General features: G+C 53.7%; 16 protein-coding genes and 2 tRNA genes. 4 read left to right on the forward strand and 14 right to left on the reverse strand.

Annotated elements, in window-relative coordinates; all coding sequences use genetic code 11:
• The first annotated feature begins 89 nt into the window (after window positions 1-89).
• Entirely contained in the window at window positions 90-1,295 is a 1,206-nt protein-coding gene (locus tag KTH_RS18335; RefSeq protein WP_497620387.1) for a pyridoxal-phosphate-dependent aminotransferase family protein, read from the forward strand.
• A 66-nt stretch (window positions 1,296-1,361) separates the two neighbouring features.
• On the opposite strand, the gene KTH_RS18340 is transcribed toward KTH_RS18335, so the two are convergent.
• Window positions 1,362-1,985 carry a hypothetical protein gene (locus tag KTH_RS18340; protein ID WP_497620389.1) on the reverse strand — a complete coding sequence of 208 codons (624 nt, stop codon included), beginning with the start codon at window positions 1,983-1,985 and terminating at the stop codon, window positions 1,362-1,364.
• Between the two features lie 163 nt (window positions 1,986-2,148).
• On the opposite strand from KTH_RS18340, the gene KTH_RS18345 reads away from it, so the two are divergent.
• On the forward strand, window positions 2,149-2,523 hold the full coding sequence (locus KTH_RS18345; RefSeq protein ID WP_497620391.1) for a nuclear transport factor 2 family protein: 375 nt from the start codon (window positions 2,149-2,151) through the stop codon (window positions 2,521-2,523).
• Window positions 2,524-2,571: 48 nt separating this feature from the next.
• Here the strand turns inward: KTH_RS18345 and KTH_RS18350 are convergent.
• The 10 genes from KTH_RS18350 to KTH_RS18395 all read right to left on the reverse strand — a co-directional run bounded on the left by KTH_RS18350 (window position 2,572) and on the right by KTH_RS18395 (window position 11,988).
• Window positions 2,572-2,647: transfer RNA gene (locus KTH_RS18350), tRNA-Trp, on the reverse strand.
• 39 nt (window positions 2,648-2,686) lie between these two features.
• Window positions 2,687-2,777, reverse strand: a tRNA-Ser gene (locus KTH_RS18355).
• Between the two features lie 155 nt (window positions 2,778-2,932).
• Entirely contained in the window at window positions 2,933-3,415 is a 483-nt protein-coding gene (locus tag KTH_RS18360; RefSeq protein ID WP_497620393.1) for an NUDIX hydrolase, read from the reverse strand.
• 94 nt (window positions 3,416-3,509) lie between these two features.
• A complete protein-coding gene (locus KTH_RS18365; RefSeq protein WP_497620395.1) occupies window positions 3,510-3,863 on the reverse strand; it encodes a DNA-binding response regulator in 354 nt (117 codons plus the stop codon).
• Between the two features lie 261 nt (window positions 3,864-4,124).
• Window positions 4,125-5,645, reverse strand: coding sequence for an o-succinylbenzoate--CoA ligase (locus KTH_RS18370; RefSeq protein ID WP_497620396.1), 1,521 nt, complete (start codon window positions 5,643-5,645; stop codon window positions 4,125-4,127).
• A 17-nt stretch (window positions 5,646-5,662) separates the two neighbouring features.
• Window positions 5,663-6,790 carry an o-succinylbenzoate synthase gene (menC, locus tag KTH_RS18375; protein ID WP_497620398.1) on the reverse strand — a complete coding sequence of 376 codons (1,128 nt, stop codon included), beginning with the start codon at window positions 6,788-6,790 and terminating at the stop codon, window positions 5,663-5,665.
• Between the two features lie 8 nt (window positions 6,791-6,798).
• Entirely contained in the window at window positions 6,799-7,617 is an 819-nt protein-coding gene (gene menB / locus KTH_RS18380; RefSeq protein ID WP_111318764.1) for a 1,4-dihydroxy-2-naphthoyl-CoA synthase, read from the reverse strand.
• Between the two features lie 61 nt (window positions 7,618-7,678).
• Window positions 7,679-8,503: a 2-succinyl-6-hydroxy-2,4-cyclohexadiene-1-carboxylate synthase gene (gene menH, locus KTH_RS18385; protein ID WP_111318766.1), complete on the reverse strand. Its 825-nt coding sequence runs from the start codon at window positions 8,501-8,503 to the stop codon at window positions 7,679-7,681.
• Window positions 8,500-10,491: a 2-succinyl-5-enolpyruvyl-6-hydroxy-3-cyclohexene-1-carboxylic-acid synthase gene (menD, locus tag KTH_RS18390; RefSeq protein WP_111318768.1), complete on the reverse strand. Its 1,992-nt coding sequence runs from the start codon at window positions 10,489-10,491 to the stop codon at window positions 8,500-8,502. The genes menH and menD overlap by 4 nt, the downstream gene beginning before the upstream one ends.
• 18 nt (window positions 10,492-10,509) lie before the next feature.
• On the reverse strand, window positions 10,510-11,988 hold the full coding sequence (locus tag KTH_RS18395) for an isochorismate synthase (RefSeq protein WP_111318770.1): 1,479 nt from the start codon (window positions 11,986-11,988) through the stop codon (window positions 10,510-10,512).
• Window positions 11,989-12,458: 470 nt separating this feature from the next.
• Here KTH_RS18395 and KTH_RS18400 point away from each other — a divergent pair, with 470 nt between their 5' ends.
• Window positions 12,459-13,403: an aldose 1-epimerase family protein gene (locus tag KTH_RS18400; RefSeq protein WP_170142313.1), complete on the forward strand. Its 945-nt coding sequence runs from the start codon at window positions 12,459-12,461 to the stop codon at window positions 13,401-13,403.
• Between the two features lie 79 nt (window positions 13,404-13,482).
• Here the strand turns inward: KTH_RS18400 and KTH_RS18405 are convergent, their stop codons facing one another.
• Window positions 13,483-15,906: a DNA polymerase domain-containing protein gene (locus tag KTH_RS18405; RefSeq protein ID WP_111318774.1), complete on the reverse strand. Its 2,424-nt coding sequence runs from the start codon at window positions 15,904-15,906 to the stop codon at window positions 13,483-13,485.
• 226 nt (window positions 15,907-16,132) lie between these two features.
• Between KTH_RS18405 and KTH_RS18410 the strand changes: the two genes are divergently transcribed.
• The gene (locus tag KTH_RS18410) at window positions 16,133-16,321 is read left to right on the forward strand and encodes a hypothetical protein (protein ID WP_111318776.1); all 189 of its coding nucleotides are present in this window, start codon (window positions 16,133-16,135) and stop codon (window positions 16,319-16,321) included.
• A 51-nt stretch (window positions 16,322-16,372) separates the two neighbouring features.
• Here KTH_RS18410 and KTH_RS18415 read toward each other — a convergent pair whose 3' ends face one another.
• Both KTH_RS18415 and KTH_RS18420 read right to left on the reverse strand, forming a co-directional pair.
• Window positions 16,373-16,744 (reverse strand): DUF488 domain-containing protein, encoded by a 372-nt coding sequence (locus KTH_RS18415; protein ID WP_497620403.1) that lies wholly within the window; start codon window positions 16,742-16,744, stop codon window positions 16,373-16,375.
• A gap of 27 nt (window positions 16,745-16,771) precedes the next feature.
• Complete coding sequence (locus tag KTH_RS18420; protein WP_497620405.1) at window positions 16,772-19,138, reverse strand: tetratricopeptide repeat protein; 2,367 nt, start codon at window positions 19,136-19,138, stop codon at window positions 16,772-16,774.
• Window positions 19,139-19,187: the final 49 nt, after the last annotated feature.

Raw genomic sequence — 19,187 nt, forward strand, 5'->3', positions numbered from 1 at the left:
ATCGAAAATCATAAATTATGCAACGGATGCCACGCTTCAGTGTCGAGGTGTGTTCTTCAGTATGCAAGGAAAGGTAGGCTCTCATTACAATGACCCAGATAACCCCATCCCGATCGCAAATACCTGAACTCAATCCGCCCTATCGCCTCTTGCTCGGCCCTGGCCCCTGCAATGTCGATCCACGCGTGTTACGAATCTCCTCTGCGCCCCAGCTCGGGCACCTCGATCCCGAGATGTTCACCATTCTGGAAGAGACAGCCGCCCTGCTACGAGAGGTGTTCCAGACAAAGAATGACATGACGCTCTGTGTTTCTGGCTCAGGCTTTTCGGGTGCGGAAGCTGTGCTCAGTAATTTGCTCGAAGAAGGCGACACCCTGATCGCTGGTAGCCTGGGCTTCTTCAGCGGACGCATTGTGGACATCGCCTCACGTGTCGGTGCAACAGTCATCAATCTGGAAACTGAGCCAGGCAAGCCGCTTGAAGCTGCCACGCTTGAAAAGGCGTTTCAGGAGAACCCGGGTGTCAAGCTCTTTGCGACCGCTGTCGCCGAGACCTCGACCGGCTTAAGGCAGCCACTTGAGGAGCTGGAACGTGTCACGCACGCGCACGGAGCACTCTTTGTGGTTGACGCGGTTTGCGGCCTGGGCGGTATCCCTGTCAAAGTCGATGAATGGAAAATTGACGCCTGCTATGCGGGCAGCCAAAAATGTCTGGGGGCGCTCCCCGGCCTTGCACCCGTTACCTTGAACGAACGAGCGCTTGAAACCATCAAGAAACGCCGCAAGCCAGTTCAAAGCTACTATCTGAATCTGGAAGCCCTGAACCGCTACTGGAACGGAGATCACACCTACCATCACACGATCTGCAGCAATCTGGTGTATGGCATGCGCGAAGCCCTCCGCATCACCTGTGAGGAAGGATTGGAAGCCCGTTTTGCTCGACATCAGTTGCATGGAGATGCTCTAAAAGCAGGAATCAAGGCGCTTGGCCTGCGGATTCTCACCGAGCCCGGCTATGAGTTACCTGTCCTGACGGCTATCCTGCTCCCGGAAGGCGTTGACGAAATGCATATCCGCAAAACCCTGCTCTCGCGTTATAACATCGAGATTGGCGGTGGTTTTGGCGCCCTTCAGGGTCGCCTGATCCGCATCGGTCTGATGGGCTACAACGCCAATAGCCAGAACGTCTATACCGTGCTGGAAGCGCTGGAACATGTGCTCCCTGAGAGCGGTTATCCCGTTACCCGAGGCACTGCAATCCAGGCCGTCGATGATTTCTACGCGTCTCAGCACTAAGACAGAAAAAAGAGAGCAGACAGTATCCCTCGAACAAGGATTTGTCTGCTCTCTCTTCTAGTTGCCCTAGCGGGGCATCGCCACCTTGCGCTCATCGCCAAGCACAATGCGATGCTCTTCCAGCTTGTCAGCAAACGATGTTCTGATACGGTTCAGGATCTCTTCGGGCGACAGCGTAACGCCGCCAGAATCTAGAATACAGAAAGGTGAACCGACCATATTATTCATAAAGCCGCGCACCTTGCGTGTTACCAGGCTCCCACGTTGAAGGAACGTCTCCTTGTTTCTGGGAAGCACACAGAGCACTTTCTGTGCCTTGCCCTGCTGTAAAGCCGAGATATCAGCAAGATAGAGGCCGGCTATCTCGTTCCACGGCAGGAAGCCACCAAGCTCTATCGGACCAAGCGCAGGGAGATTGTACCGGATGCCCTCCTCATCCACGACTACCAGAGGTTTTGTACTCAACATATGAAACAGGGCCGGCACATTGCCCAGACCCCAGACCATCAGGAGACCCCGCGATGTTGAGGAGATTGTTTTGATCAGGAAGTTCGCGCCTTTCCGTGTCGCCAGAAACGCCAGTCCGGCTCCGGTAGCCAGATTGCGCACATTCGACTTAACCCAACGCCCTCTATCGGTATACGCAACGATACTGCGTCCTTTTGCTTCGTTCCCTGTCTGTTCACTCATATAACTATGCTCCTTCCGCTCATAGATTGCGCTCCTTCCGTTGATCGCTACTTCATTTACGGATAAGGAAGAAAAAAGGTTCGTTTTTGTCCCATATTTCCACTTTACGAAATAGAACATCTCTTCTATAATAGAAAAATAGCAAAAGAAAGGAAAGCAGGCAATGCATTCATCTCATGACCTGATAGAACGCTTCTGGCAGACTATGAGCGAAAGACGCTTCGAGGATCTGGCAGTATTTCTTCATGATGACTTCACCTGTGAGTGGCCGCAAACGAGGGAGCGGATTCGCGGCAAGGAAAATTACATTGCCGTGAATGCAAATTACCCCGGAGAATGGACCATCACCATTCACCGTATTCTGGCAAGCGAGAACGAAGCGGTGACCCTCTGCACAATGGCCTTTCAGGGTCAACAGGAAACCGCGATCTCTTTTTTTGAGCTACGGGATAGTCTGATTGTCAAAGAGGTTGATTACTGGCCTGAACCGTATACTGCTCCGGATTGGCGAGCACAATGGGTCGAAATGATGCAGTAACTGGGCAAAAAAAGAAACCTCTCTGTGTGAGATACAGAGAGGTTTTCCTGGCAGGGGAGACAAGACTCGAACTCGCAACCGCCCGATTTGGAGTCGGGTGCTCTACCAATTGAGCTACTCCCCTAAGGGAACTAAAGAGCACATATTGAATATGCGCTCTTTCTGGCGGAGAGGGAGAGATTCGAACTCTCGGAGGGGGAATACCCCTCAGCGGTTTAGCAAACCGCCGCACTAGGCCACTATGCGACCTCTCCGTACGTCAGGCTCATCACCTTTCTCCAACATATTAGCAGGTTCTTTAAAGCTTGTCAATAGCTTTGTCTGGGAATTTTTCAGACTTTTCGCAGCGCTCACCTGCAAGAGAAGGGATTCACCCGGAGCGATCTTATTGTACCATGCCCCGTCAAGCTTACCGCTGGTATGTCCAGCTCAGGCACTCACCATTGCGGAAAAGCATATGACCATGAAAAGGACGCTCATCCTGATCGAACACCATCGGCAAAAAATATCTGTCGCTTGGCCACATAGGAAGCGTAGCCAGAGAATCCAGCGGAACCCATACCAGCGAGCCTTCAGCGTTCCCGGAATGCTGCTCGCCATGCCAGCGATCGATACGGAAAATGAAGCCGAACCAGTCCTGCCCCTGTTTACCGAAGCCCTGCCACATAATCGACCCCCGCAGAGTCATCTGATCCACTTCCAGACCAGACTCTTCACGAATTTCCCGCTTCATGCAGGTTGCCACATCCTCTCCGACCTCAAGCCGTCCACCCAGGCCATTATATTTCCCATAATGGAGATCATCAGGCCGTTTGTTCCGGTGGATCATCAAAACCTGCTTGCCATCAGGAGACAGAATATACCCGAGCGTAGCCAGAACCGGTGTCACCATGACCCGAGTTACCCCTCTTTCTACTTGAGATTGACCGTCACATACAGACGCCCGAAGAGCAGTATAGCAAAAAGCACATGTTCCCTACAAGCGTTCACCCGACCTTCAGCCGACTCACGGTGCTGTCTTGAAACATATTGACATATTCCAGAAACAAGGAGAGACGAAACGGCAACTTGCGGAGAGCCGGAACCCCATATTCCTGAGCCATAATAATGTTCCAATCGTAAAAGGTCAGAATTACGACCGGAACTCGATAATACTCGATACAGTGTAAGACCACCTGAAAATGCTGCCCGTATTCTCCCGGCTCGATAATGACAAGATCGCACTTAAGGAACTGATCTGGGATACACGCATATATATCAACCCGGTGTCCTTCCAGTTCTAATGCATAGCGCAACATGTCCTGTATGGACAATTCGTTCTCGATGACAGCGATACGCATAGTGTCCGCCCTCCTCGGCTTCAAGCGATACATAGCAGATTTCCATTCGTTATTAGAAACTATAACACACTTATGGTCCAAATCCTATTAAAATGATATTAGAGTATCTTCTATGTCACATATCTGATAAACAACTGAGAAATGAAAGAGTGACATTTGTGAACTTTTGTTTGCACATTGTAGTAAGAAGCCAACAGAGACATCTTCGCTCCCCAAAAGAAAAAGCGAGGCCAGAGCGACCCCGCTTCTCCTGATAGCCTTTCAGGCTTCAGGAAGCAACAGCTTCAAATCGCGGCGCACCAACTTGCCAGAAGCGGTACGCGGCAACTGAGAGACAAAGTAAATAGCCTTCGGCACCTTATAGCGAGCAAGCCGCTGTTCAGCATAGCGTTGAAGCTCACTTTCTGAGACCTGAGCCCCGGGATGCAGGCAAACACAGGCCACAGGTACCTGTCCCCACTGGACATGTTCTCGGCCACAGACTCCCACCTCTGCCACGGCGGGATGAGACAGCAGAGCCGCTTCTACCTCGGCTGGATAGACATTTTCCCCACCAGAAACGATAAGATCTGTACGCCGATCAAGCACATAAAGATAGCCTTCGGCATCCACATATCCAATATCTCCGGTCGAGAACCAGCCGTCAAAAAACGCCTCACTGGTCGCGTCAGGGCGATGATCATAGCCGGGGGTGATTGTTGGCCCTTTCAGGTAGATAGTTCCCGGCTCTCCGGGCTTTGCTTCCACTCCATCGTTCAAAATGCGCAACTGCACAGGCAACAGAGGTTTACCAGCGGACCCGAGCTTGCGCAAGGCATCCTCGGGGGCCAGCGTTGCCGCCTGAGAACAGGCTTCGGTCAGGCCATACGTCTGCACAACGGGCACATTGCGCGCCGCACACGCTTGCAGCAAAGGTAAAGGTGCAGGACCTCCGCCGAGTAGCGCACAACGAAACGTCTCAGGATAGCGCTGTCCCTCATCTAACGCGTTCAGCATGCGCTGAAGCATGACCGCCACCACCGAGATAATCGTCACACCATCCTCGCAAATAGCCCGATTGACAGCCTGAGCGTCAAACTTTTCCATCACATAAATCCTGATACCATAGATCACACTGCGCATCAGGATCGAAAGGCCACCAATATGAAACAATGGCATGCAGGCAAGCCAGCAATCACGCGCATGCAGCCCCATATTCAACGCCGAGCCAACAGCATTCCACCATTGCATAGCATAGGTAATCAGAACACCCTTTGGATGTCCGGTAGTACCTGATGTGTACATAATAGCCTGTGTCGCGTTTAACGAGATCTCTTCGCTTAGCGGGACATCCTGCTCGGTCGCCGCCTCAAGCCATACGGCATAGCGCTCGTCCTCGCTCCCGGTCAGCAGCGCGTGCTGCTTTAATCCCGGCACCATCTCGGCAATGGTCGCGACCGTCGTTGCAAACCGCGGCTCATACAGCAGCAGATCAGCTCGAACATCCTGTAACTGCCAGCACAGTTCTTGAACCGACAAACGAATATTCAGCGGGACAAGAATAGCCTTCAAGCGTGTCAGGGCATGGACACAGATCACCAGCGCCGGGCCATTCATTGCCATACACGCGACACGACTCCCCTCCTGCACGCCAGCCCCGGCAAGCTGCCGCGCCAGCCGTTCTACCTGCGCATTTAGCTCAGCAAAGCTCCAATGAACAGAACCATAGGTGAGAGCACAACGCGTGGGGTAATTCTCGGCACAGCGTTTGAGCCAATTGGGCAACACAGTTGTTGTTGTCATGGAAGGAGTTTCTACCTTCACTCTCCCCTCACCTCTTTCACTGCATATTTTTTCAAAGCATCTTGATCAAGAGACATTCCCAGACCAGGACCGGCAGGTACTGTCATAGATCCCTGCTCGATCGGCAGGGCTTCCAATAGCAGGTCATCAGCCAACAGATCCAGCGTCGCCAGCCCACAAGGCAGTGTCACTTCGGGCGAGGCCGCAGCAAGATGCAGGGTTGCGACAACTCCGATTCCGCTTTCCATCGCATCCGTTACCACACACTGAACATTATGGCGCGTTGCCTCATGAATAATCTGGCGCGACATATAGAGACCCCCTGTCATCTGCGGCTTGATAATCAAAATATCAGCCGCCTCCCAGGCCACAATACGTCGGGCATTCTCAAGGTTATAGACGGCCTCATCAGCAGCAACGGGAATCGCCACCTCCTGACGCAAGCGATACATGCTGTCCAGATCATAGGCTCTGAATGGCTGCTCCACATACTGAATATCGTACGAGGCGCAAGCATTCAACACCCTGACAGCACGCTCAAAATCCCAGTGCTCATTGGCATCAAGGCGTAACCCCACATCTGATCCAACGGCCTGCCGAACCGCCGCGATGCGAGCAATTTCATCTTCTTCGCTCAATCCATTCGCCACCTTGAGCTTCAGACAGCGAAACCCACGTTGGACCGCCATTCGAGCGGCCTGCACTGTCTCATCAATGCCACTCGCCCCGATAACTGCATTGACAGGAATGGCACTCTTTCCTTTCCCGGAATCGTGCAAGAGCTGGCTATACAGCGGAACGCCGCGCATCTTACTGACCAGATCGAGCAGGGCCACCTCCAGACCAAACACCGTGGCAGAAGGCAACTTGACGGAATCGAGCAGGTTATAGAGCGTCGAAAGGGCGGCGAGAGGCTCACGTCCTTGAAGCTGTGTCAGCAATGGAGTCAGCGACTGCAAGACAGAATCGAGCGTTTCAGCATGAAAATCTGCGAGAGGGGCAGCATCGCCATAGCCGATGTGCCCACTCGCAGAACGTACCTCAAGAATTGCACCGCTGCGCACAGCTAGCTTTCCATGAGCAGTTGAAACACCCGTGCGTAGCGGTATCCGGTACGGATGACAGAGAATATCAACAATACTCATGGGTTACCTTATGGCAGGCGTGGGAACTTCGAGAAGTCGGGCTTGCGCTTCTCAAGGAATGCGTTTTTGCCTTCCTTGCCTTCCTCAGTCATGTAGTAGAGCATGGTCGCGTCACCGGCCAGATCCTGAATACCAGCCAGGCCATCGGTATCAGCATTGAAGGCAGCCTTGAGGAAGCGAATCGCAATGGGGCTCTTCGCCAGAATCTCTTTCGCCCATTTCACGGTCTCTTCTTCCAGTTGCTCCAGAGGCACAACTGCATTGACGAGACCCATGTCCAGCGCTTCCTGAGCGCTATACTGGCGGCACAAATACCAGATCTCGCGGGCCTTCTTATGGCCGACGATGCGGGCCAGATAGGTAGCTCCCCAACCGGCGTCAAAGCTGCCGACTTTCGGGCCTGTCTGACCAAAACGAGCATTGTCAGCAGCAATGGTCAAGTCACAGAGAACATGCAGCACATGTCCGCCACCAATCGCGTAACCTGCAACCATTGCGATAACGGGCTTGGGCAGATATTTAATGACACGCTGCAAATCAAGCGCATTCAGGCGGGGCACGCCGTCACCTCCAACATATCCCCCCTCGCCGCGTACGCGCTGATCGCCACCGGAGCAGAAGGCACGACCGCCAGCACCGGTCAGAATCACAACGCCAATCTCCTGATCCTCACGACAGCGATTAAAAGCATCGATCATTTCAGACAGCGTTTCTGGACGGAAGGCGTTGTGCACCTCAGGACGATTGATGGTGATCTTCCCAATGCCCTCAGCCTTCTCGAAAATAATGTCCTGATAATCACATACTTTCTGCCATTCGACAGCCATAATACTTCATCTCCTGACTAAACTAGGAATTTCCAGGGTAGCAGGAAACTGCCCCCCTTCTTCATCTTAGCACCTTTGTGCAGAATTGTCCTACATACTGGTTGTATGCCTCTGGTCGTTCGAGATGAATAGCATGGCCTGCTCCCGCAACCCGTTGCCATTCGACTCGGGGAAGCCGACCGGCCATCATCTCCGCAATTGTGCAGAATTTGGTATCCAGCTCACCGGTTAACAAGAGCGCCGGGATGGTTAATGACGATAGCCGCTCATGTAAAGCTGGCTGTACGCCCGTGCCCACACCACGCAGGCTATTTGCCAGTCCCAGGGCACTGTTCTGGAGCCGCTGAGCCCGAAGCGCCTGCTGTCGCGCCTCCGAGAGCGATTGCTGTGAAGCAAACAACGGGAGCCGCTCCCAGTAGTTGACAAAGGCAGGCACGCCCTCGCGCTCAATCCGCTCCGCTAGAGCCTCATCGCTGCGCTGCCGTTCTATTCGCGCCTGAGGATCTGCCAGCCCGGGCGATGCACTTTCTAGAATGACCGCACGGAAGAAGCCAGAGAAAGCGCAATAGAGGGCGATGCGCCCCCCCATTGAATAGCCCAATAGTGCAGCCTCGCCTTCGCGAATGCCAAGCGTGCGCAAAACGGCCAGAATATCTTCAAGACAATGCTCCATCCTGTAGCGCTCTGGATCGGCAGGCACGTCAGAGGCTCCATGCCCGAGCATATCCAGCGCGATCAGGCGAAGCTGATACCGAGCCAGCCCGGCAAACAGGGGGCGCCACGTCGCCGTGCTCCCGGTAAAACCATGCAACAGCACCAGTGGCGGGTGTTGCTCATGGCCATACCATTCCGCGTTGAGATGGACACCATTTACTGCAATCCTCATCGGTCATCTTGCTCCAACAGATCGAAGTCGTCGTCGCCCTCCTGTACTGGCTCGAAGATGGCCTCCCCGGAGATGACGTCGGCCTCGTCCAGTTGTTGTTTTTCGGGTAGGCGCTCTTCCTCGTACAGGCTCTCAGTATTGGTATCATGCAGTTGCGCCAGCGCCCCGCTGACCGCCTGCCAGAGCTGTCGATGCATCTGCACATTGCTCTCGCGCTCGGTCCGAAGCTCAATTACGTGCAGACCACCCATTTCAACACTCTGCTCAACAAAAGCGCGGAACTCGCTCCAATCAGAGACAAGCGCATAGTTTCCATTGTACATCTCAACGACATGATGGAATTCCAGTCCAGTTGGCGTCCCGAATAACGCCTCAAAATGCTCGGGGTGCGCGGCCTGAGGCAGGAACGAGAAGATACCACCACCATCATTATTCACCAGAATGATAGTCAGATCGAGTTTATGCAAATGCGCCGCGAGCAGACCATTCATATCGTGAAAAAAGGAGAGATCACCGATCACCAGAAAGACCGGTTCTTTTTCTCCGGTCGCCGTGGTCGCAGCACTGATACCAAGCGCGGTCGACACCACGCCATCAATGCCATTTGCTCCCCGATTGCCATAAATCGCGACCGGCTTTTCAGTATGCCAGAAGAAGGTATCCAGGTCACGCACAGGCATACTGTTGCCCGCAAAGAGAATCGAGTTCGCGGGAAGTGTTTCGGCCAGCTCAGTGAACAATCGCCCTTCAAATGGCTCCTCAAAGTGTTCCATTGTCTGTCGCAAGGTCTGCCTCGTCACGCTATCGGCGCGCTGCCAGAGCCGCAGCCATGCGATATCACCCGGGCTCTGCTGTGGCTCTTCCGCATAGGATTTGACCGCGTGGAAGAGATATTGCGCCACCGCCACCGGGTCAGCCTGAATCACCTCAGAAGCGAGCTGCGTTGGCTCAGGCCAGTCACTGTACCCATCAATCACAACCTGAGGGCAGTCTTTATAGCGCTTCATGTAGAGCAGCAGAGGCTTTGAAACAGGCATCGCCCCAAAGCGGATAATTAACTCGGGAGCCGCCTGTTCAATAAAGGCCGCATCGCGCAAGAACGCGTCATAGCTGGTGATGATATGATCATAGAGCGTTGGGCCGCCTCGCAACTGGGACAGAGGATCAGCCAGCACCGGAATCCTCCAGGCGCGAGCCATTGCCGCCAGCATGACCGGAAGCCGTGGGTGCAGATGAGGACCGACCACAATCAGGGTGCGCGGTGTCTCTGCCATCTTCCGCGCAAGCTCAACAAAACGATCGCCTGCGGTGATCTCCACATAGGGGCTGGAATGCGCCTCGCTTACGGTGACATAGGGCTCACCATCTGGACGCCCATTCCAGGCGATCGGGTCACGTTGCTCAAGGGGCGGCAACGGTTGCGGATCGGGCGTCAACGGCTCACGGAAAGGGAAGTTCAGATGTACTGGGCCAGCCGGAAAAGCCATTGTAAGTGCTGCTGCGCGACAGGCCAGTGTCCGAATATAGCGCAATCCTGTGTTGGTTGCTTCGGGTAAGGCCGCCTCCTGATACCATTTCACGTGGGTGCCATAAATGCGATTCTGGTCGATTGCCTGCGGTGCACCACACTCACGCAACTCATGGGGTCTATCAGCAGTCAGAATCAACAGAGGAATATGCGTCAACTTCGCCTCGACAACCGCAGGCAGAAAATTGGCAGCCGCAGTCCCCGACGTACAGAGCAACGCAACGGGCGCGGTCAGGCGCTTCGCCAGGCCCAATGCAAAGAAGGCAGCAGAACGCTCATCAATATGCAGCCAGGTGCGAATAGTTGGATGTTGCGCGAAAGCGATGGCTAATGGCGTTGAACGTGACCCCGGGCAGAAAACGATGTGATGCACACCTGAACGTTGCAGTTCATCAACAAATGCCCCGACATAGGCAAAGGTGGGGTTCTCGGGTTGGTTCTTCGATTGAATCTCAGTCATAACGCCTTTACTTCTTTCTTATTCGCATTCACCACCGAGACCACGTAACATAACAGGGGTTTTCAAACAGGTCTCGCGGAATTCGCTTTCTGGATCGGAATCGGCAACCATACCATTTCCAACAAAGAGCGTTGCTTTCTGCCCATCGATCAGTGCAGAGCGCAGAGCAACAGCAAACTCACCGTTCCCGTTACCATCTACCCAACCAATCGGACCGGCATACCAGCCGCGATCCAGCTTCTCATGCAGGCGAATCTCTTCCAGAGCCTTTTCACGAGGAAATCCACCCACAGCAGGCGTCGGATGCAGGTCTTTCATGACATCCAGTACATAGCACCCCGGCAACAATCGACCGGCAATATGCGTGTGCAAATGCTGAATATTCTTGAGCTTGAGCAACTGCGGTTTTTTATCAACCGTGACCTCAGAGCAAATCTGTTCCAGGGCAGAACGGATCATATCAACTACAATCAAGTGCTCATGCATGGTTTTGGGTCGTTCCAGCTCACGCTCAAACATCCGGTCTTCTGCTTCCGTCTTCCCTCGTGGTGCAGAACTGGCCAGGGCCATTGTCTCGATCAAACCGTTGTGGGCACGCGCCAACCGCTCGGGCGTCGCTCCAACAAAATACTTGTTCCCTCGCTGGATCGCGAATACAAAGGTATTCGGATAGTTCACGCGCAACCGGGCCAATGTCGCTTCAATATCAAAGGGAAGTTCGCGGCTGGCCTCAACTGCGCGCGCCAGCACAACCTTCTGATACTCACCCCGTTGCATCTTCTCGACAGCCTTCGCCACAATGCCCATCCACTCCTGTGGCGGCAACACATTGGAGATACGAAGCGGCGTAACTTCGTCATTTGCTTGCAGGAATCTGTGTACAGGTATCGATGCAACTATTGCGTTAAAACGCCGCAATTGTTCAATGAACAGAGTAGAGAGAGGTTCAATCGCGGTCTCAGGCTCGATCAGCATATGCAACGTGAGTGTTGCCTGCTCACGCCCGGGGTGACACTGATACAGAAAACGCGGCAAGATCAGTAATCCTTCCGGGAAACCATGCCAGAGCTCAGTAGGGGGACGTTGCGGATCAAAGCGAAAACCACCAAAAAAGAGCGGGCTGTACTCATCACCCGCTACTAATGCATGATCTTGATAGAAGCGTACCGCCTCAGCGGCATCGTCGAAACGGTTCGCCCCCTGTGCGTTAATCGTTACGGCGCTCCCTACACCAATAAGTGCCTGACCGGTTGCCGGAACCTCCCAGAAGAAGCGTTCCCCCATTTCCATACGCCGAAAAGCGTAAAATACATGGAGCGGATCATACCGTTTGACTGATAGAGTAAAACACGCCAGCACGCTCTGTTGTAGATGCGAGGCACGAGCAGAAGCCTCTTGACAGAGGAAAAACAGACGCTCTACAACATGTTGTGACAACCCATCTTCCCCGGTCTCACTCTCACTCATAGCCGGTATATCAGTAAAAACAGTCTCCATAATTCACCTGTTTAGATAAAAGTTCCTCTTTTTTTCTTGCCCATTCTTTTATTATCGAATCATAGCAGCTCCAGACGCCATATGCACAGGCAAAAAAATAACGTACATGCCTGGATACGAGCAAGCAAAAACAAATGGGCATAGATAAATTAGCATCAAAGGGGTTGGCGCTCATCTATCCTACACAAATACACCATAATCACCACATACCTTTCATTCACCACTATTCGTTTTTCTAGATGAGCTTCTCTTTTGTAGTCCTGAGAAACGGCCAGTATTCGTCAAACAATTCTTCTGTATTATAGCATGCCAGTATCACGCCTACCAACTTTCTCCCCGCTTCACTCCTCCCTCAAAAGGCACCCAGACCGTGTTTATCAGCATTCTGACTGGTGAGACTACGCGAAAAGCAGTATACTTTTTATAGACTCATACACTGGCTTTTACCGAAAATGAGAAGGGGAAAAGTGATGATATCAGGCGCATCGACACAGGGTCAGACCCTTCCAATGGGTCAACAAATTGAAATCCGTCGCGGAAATATGCAGGCAGTGCTCACTGAGGTCGGGGCCGGGCTGCGCTCTCTGCGTGTCGCGGGCCGCGAGTTTCTGGACACCTACCCTGAGCAGGAGAGCGCTCAGGCAGGACGTGGACAGGTGCTCTTACCCTGGCCTAACCGTGTAGAAGACGGACGCTATACCTTCCAGGGAAAGACATATCAGCTTCCCATCAATGAGCTTCCACGCAATCACGCCATCCACGGCTTTACACGCTGGATGAACTGGCACATCAGTCAGCGCGAAAAGGATCAGGTCACGTTTGCGCTGACGCTCCATGTTCAGGAAGGCTACCCCTTTCTGCTTGCGTTACAGCATACCTACAAACTCACCGAGCGGGGCCTGGAAATTGAAACAACCGCGCAGAATGTCGGCCCGACACCGCTTCCCTATGGCATCGGGCACCATCCCTACTTTACGGTAGGCACCGAGCGAGTCAACTGTGCAACCTTGCGCCTTCCAGCACGCTCTTATTTTCAGACCAATGAGCGTATGATTCCCGATCCGAAGCCTCTTCCCGTTGAAGGAACCAGCTATGATTTTCGCCAGACACGCAAAATCGGGGCTCTTGAACTGGACACCGGTTTTGCTGATCTGGAACGCGACACGGATGGCTTCGCCCGCATCAGCCTCTCGACCGCTCAGGGCCACCCCACAGTGACCCTCTTTCTGGATGAGTCGTACCGTTATGTGCAAGTCTTCACCGGCGATCCTCTGCCCGAAAACGAACGGCGGCGCGGCCTTGCCATTGAGCCATACACCTGCGCCGCCAACGCCTTTAATAACGGTCTGGGCCTCCAGATTCTGCAACCAGGCGAGACCACGCGAAGCCTGTGGGGGATCACCGTTACCCTTTAAACGGTCCGGGCGGTATTCCTGTCAGGGGAATACCGCCTGTAACAAGCCGACACGGGAAGCCTTGTGCTTTAAGCACAGATCAAATGGTCTCCTCACGCTTCAAAATGGGCTGAATACACTCAAGCGGTCGCTCAAAGATCCCATCAAACAGACCTGGCTGCTCATTGCTGAAAAGCGCATGATAATCCTCGGGGGTAAAAGCCTTCTGTAGGCGCTTCGCGTAGGAGTTCTTCAGCACCTGAATATAGTGCTCTGTATCATAATCACGGCGGTCTCGAAGCTCGTTCGCATTCCCCGGAGGCTGTTCCCAGTCGTTATGTGTGGCGGTCTCGGCTGTTTCCTCTGGAATCCAGACATACTGACGATTTCTGGCACGATAGAAGCGCACCCGCTCTCCTGGAAACCATTTCCGCCGTCCGGCCTGAAGCAGAGCCTCGTAGGCGGGTTCCAGATGCTTCTTGCGCTGCGCCAGATACTCTTCTGGCGTCTTGGAAAGCCGAACCCGGGTCGCAACATCAATTGCGGGGAGCCGCTTCATGCGAAGCGCGTCAACCGTTTCAAGGTAGGCGTTGCGCACCCCGGAAATATCACCCAACAAGGTACAGCGAAGCGCCTGCAACAAAAAACGCTCGCCAAATGGCTCCACCCGGCTTGACCGCAACGCCACCCCACGCACGATCAGCTCCCCCGAGTAGGTAAGCAAAGCATAATTTTTCACCTCGTGACTGAGCATAGCCTGATAGCGCCCTTCATATTCCAACCGAATGCCCGCCGGCAGCTCCGCGCCAATCTCAGCCACAAGACGCTGCTCCTGCTCGGCATTCCAGTGATCTGGTACAGCGAAATAGACACCATCAGTATCGGCCTCAATCAGCACCATACCTCGCTTCTCCAGCGCCTGCAAGACCTGAGCAAGGATCGCCCGCCCTCGACGTGTCACCTCCGACGCCGCCTGACTATCAGCAAAGAGCGCCATTGAGCCAGCACCCATGTAGCCATAGGCCGAATTGATGAGGATCTTCATCGCGGCCTGCGTCGCCTCATAATGGTTTGCCTCAATCGAGTCTGGCACCGCCTCTCGCGCCGCGGCTTTCTGCTCTAAACGTAAGTCGGTCAGCCGGTCCAGAATGCTGAGAAGAACGCCCAGGCGATCACACGAGGGCCCAATCTGAAATGTACGCATCAGCGATGGATAGAGTGAAGCAACATCCGCCTTGACCACATTACGGGCCACGCCGCTGGCAAAGAGCCGCACCGCACCGCCTTCGTGCAGGTCTCCACTCAACACCCGTTGTCCCGAACCCGGCAAAGCTGTTTCTCGACGCAGGTAGGCCCTGACCAACATTGGCTCTAAAATGCCCATAGCAGGCCCGGCAGAGGCCAGGCGTTCATAACGACGGGGTGCCATACCAGCGAGGGCAAATGGCGCCCCCTGAAGGCGTTTTGAGAGGCCATCAACTTCGGAGACATCATCGAGGGCATAGCGCCTGACCCGCTCCGGCTCGCGTTGATACCGTGCGAAAATCTCGCTCCCCTCAATATAGACGCGTTCCTGCGAGGCCAGCCCAAAATAACGCGCCACATCTTTCAGGCCATAGCTCGGGAGTGCCCGCACCACAAAATCATGGCGACGCACCGCGTCAAGCGTATCGATGAGTTCGCGCCCGCCAACACTATAGCGCGTTCGCTTGCGTGCCTCCGGGCCGATTGCCAGTGTTTCTTCATAGCGCTCAAGAAGCATAGGAGCACCATCAAAACCTGTACGCCCGATATCAAGCGAAATATCATGGATCAGTGCTCGATGCTCAAGAAATGGAAGATCAAAGCCAAAGAGGTTATGGTTTTCCAGAATATCAGGGTCACGCTCGCGCACAAGCTGACAGAAGGTCTGTAGCAAGCGCTTCTCATCTTCGGGATGCGGCGCCTCCAGCACCTCAGCAAGACCCCGATTGTCACGAACTGCGATCAGGAAGATACGCCCGCGATGTGGATCCAGCGCTGTGGTCTCAAGATCAAATTGGAGCCGATGCAGATCGTCATAGTGCAATCCCCGAAAATAGACGCGTCCGCTTCCAATCAGATATTGCTCGACCGGGCCAACTCTGTAATAGGCGTCGGGCAACTCCTGTACCGTTTTGACTGCACGTTGCAAGCGCAGCGAGGCCCCCTCAAGAATAGCCTGTTCCAGCGTGCGCCCATCAAAGGCGGAGAGCAAAAAACGATAGCTCCCCTCTTCCCCCTGCAATTCCCGATACCAGACCGTCCGACTCGTTCCCCCGCGCCCTTCCTCCACCAGATCGGACCCCAGGTGCGAGACGTCATCCAGCGAGGTTGCCAGAATCCAGGGACGAAACCGATCTCGTACACAAAGCACCCGCTCGTTTCCCTCCTCATCCCGCACCCTGCGCCAGTACAACACTCTACCCTGGCGATTCGCCCAGACCGAAACAATACCGGGCGTCGGGTCCCATCCAAATACATATTCATCGTGATGGGCCTGCACAGTCTACTCCTTCTCCTGAAAATGAGAACATCTATTCCAGAGCATACCATGTTTCCCGACAACAAACAACCTGGGCCTCACCAGCATCTCCTATAGGGATCTCACTCGTGTATGACAAAGCGGCTATTTGCTTTCAAAACATATCCATATATCAATACAATAGCACTCATACAGATTCTGAGATCATCGCAATGAAGGAAAGCCACAGTAAAAAGAGGGAGATCATATGGTTATTCATCGCAAGCAGTTGCTGTTTCTCGGGAGCGCACTTCTAATTGTGGCTGCCTGCCTTCTGTTACTCTTGCTGGTCGCGCCGATGTTTCCCTACACGGAGCGTCCTCTGTATGCCTTTCCCACGCCCGGACCGACCCCAACCGCAACCCAGTTACCGTTGAAATGCCAGTTCTGCCGATAAACAAAGCAGGCCTGTAGAGAGAGAAGGCCTCCCTACAGACCTGGCCAGCTATTATTGCTGTTGTTGTAAGATATCATATAATACTGCTGCGCTGCTATGCTCTGCATCTTTCGTGGCATAAACCAGCGTGACAGGCTGTTGCTGTGTCATTTCACGCAAACGATTGAGCGCATCATGTGCTGCGCCCTCATGTAACTCGGCTTCGTAGCGCTGCCGAAACTCAGGGAACTTTTCTGGCTCATGGCCATACCAGTGGCGCAGGTCGGTACTGGGCGCAATGTCTTTCAGCCAGAGATCAATATGCGCCTTTGCCTTTGAAACACCTCTGGGCCAGAGCCGTTCTACCAGGACACGCGTGCCATCGCTTTCGTCAGGCGCTTCATATGCTCGCTTTAAACGGATCGGATACATGATTCGCCTCACTCTCCAGGTCTCCAGACAGCAAGCCATTCAGGCTGACAATTTATTGATCCAGAGCCGTATTTCTTCTTCCAGCCGATGCCCACCATTCTCTACATAGCGCAAGCATGTTTTTCCTCGCTCTCGGGCCTCGTCGATTTTGCCACGCGCCTGAGCCACCCGCGCCAGTCCATACCAACCGCCAATATGGAGCCCCTGATCACTCTTCGGCATTTCTTGCAGTGCTTGCTGAAATGCCTGTTCTGCTTCTTCCAACTCGAACTTGTACAGATGGAGTTCTCCATATCCGAGTAAGGCAGCGGCGATCGCCCGGCGGTTCCCGATCTGGCGTGCCAGTTGCAAGCCCTCCCGAAAATAGGGCTCAGCCTCATCAAAATGGCTCTGTCTGATTTTGAGTTCACCTCTATTTATTGTAAGGAGACAGACCCATTCACGCAGATCAATACTCTTTGCGATCGTCAAACCCTCTTCCAAAAACGTGTCAGCATCCTGGTAATTGCCCCCCTCATAGGAAAGTGTTCCGAGGTTGAGCAAAATCATACACAACAGTTCGCGATGTCGCAATTGCCGCGCCGTTTGCAAGCCCTCCCGAAAATAGGGCTCAGCCCGGGCGAAATCTCCGGTCTCTGCATACGTCACCCCGAGATTCATCAGGATATAGCATTCCATATCGCGATAGTCATATTGTCGTGCCAGTTCCAGCCCTTCTTGAAGGTACCCGATAGCGCGATCATACTCGCCCTTCGTGCAGGTCAGTGCGCCAAACGCTTTATAGATACGAACAAGGTATTTGTGATAGCCCCCTTCACGGGCAATCGCCAGCCCCTCTTGCAGAAATACCTCAGCCTCCTCATAGGAACCCATGCGCCACGCCAGGCTTCCCAAACTGCTCAGAAAGGCCGAAATGAACAGGCGATTGCTCTGGTCCCGGGCGAGCTGAACCCCCTGAAGATACAGGATATTTGCTCGCGAGAAATCTCCCTTACGCGAAGCGATCTCCCCGCGCCAGTAGATCGCCTCCATCACCTCCTGCTGACTCTGTATCTCCATTGCAGCCCGATAACTTCTGTCAGCAAGCTGCTCGGCCAGCACATATGACCCACGCATCAACAAGAAGGGAAGAAAGGCCATGCTCCCCTGAATAAACTCAGGGAACATGCCGAGCCGAAACGCGGCCTCAAGCGCGACCATGATTGTCGCACTTTCTCTCTCAAACGCGTCATACTCGTGCGCTTGCTCCTGCAAGAATGCAAGCACATAGCGGATCAGGCGCAGAGCAGGCCCCTGCTCAGGAGCAAGCGCCAGCTTCTTGAGCCGAGCACTCGCATAATCAGCTATCGTCTTATGCAGGGTAAAGCGATCAAAATTCCGGCATTCAAGCAGTCCGGCATCAACCAGCATATCCAGGGTATCACTATCACAGTCGGCCACCATAAGTGCGGCCTCTTCTGAAAAGGTATCCGGCTTGGGCGGAAGCACAGATAAGGCGTAAAGCGCCTTACGAGCTTGTTCGCATAACTGTTGATCGGTAAGCGCAATCACCGATTGTAACGAAAGCGTACTGGCAGGCAAGCGCAAAGGGTCTTGATCTTCTCCTCGAAGCTGAAGCCGCTGTTCTGTATCCCTCAGCAACCGCAGGATTGTTTCCAGTTGCTTTTCTTGCGTTTCCCCTATCGCCTGTTGCTTGAGATAATTTCCAATCAGGTTCAAGGCCAGCGGTAGGCCACCTACGGCCTGAACCAGTGCCGAAAGATGCTGCCTTTCCTGTTCGACCAAATGGGGAGCCAGCATCTGTAAGAGCTGCATACCCTGTTCATCATTCAGCTCTTTCAACAGCATCGGGCCGTCAACGGTGAAATGGCTGGCAATGGTCGGGAAGCGTGTGGTAATCAAATGAGAACAGAGTGGTCCACCCAGTTTGAAAGGCATGGCGGCTTCCACGCTCCATGCATCGTCGATGACAAGTAACATGCGTCGAGAACCCAGAATGTGATGAAGCGCCTGGGCCCATTCCTCATAGCTCTTTAATGGCTGTTCTTGTGGATAATCCAGGCCAAGCAGACGCCCCCACCGACTGAGCGCCCCACTGATATTGGGAGAAGTGCCCAGCCCGACCCATAAGATGCCATCACAGAAGTGTTCTCTCACCTCAGGATCATGAGCTAGAGCCGCGGCCAGAGAGGTCTTTCCAACACCTGGCAGCCCGTGCAGCACCGTCAGGGACGCATTCCCGCCTTCCCAGACTCGCTGTTTGAGCGCTTCCAGATCATCTTCTCTTCCGACTAAGGGCAGGGACGATAGCGGAGGAATCGCAGGATCATAAACCGGTTGTGGCTCAAACCATTCACGGCTAAAAACCATTGCTGCCCGATACACATCAGTTTCTATTTTCGCCATGTGGAGAACTCCTCTGTAGCGGCCCGCTTCTCACATATTGACGCACATA

The sequence above is a fragment of the Thermosporothrix sp. COM3 genome (genome assembly GCF_059696735.1).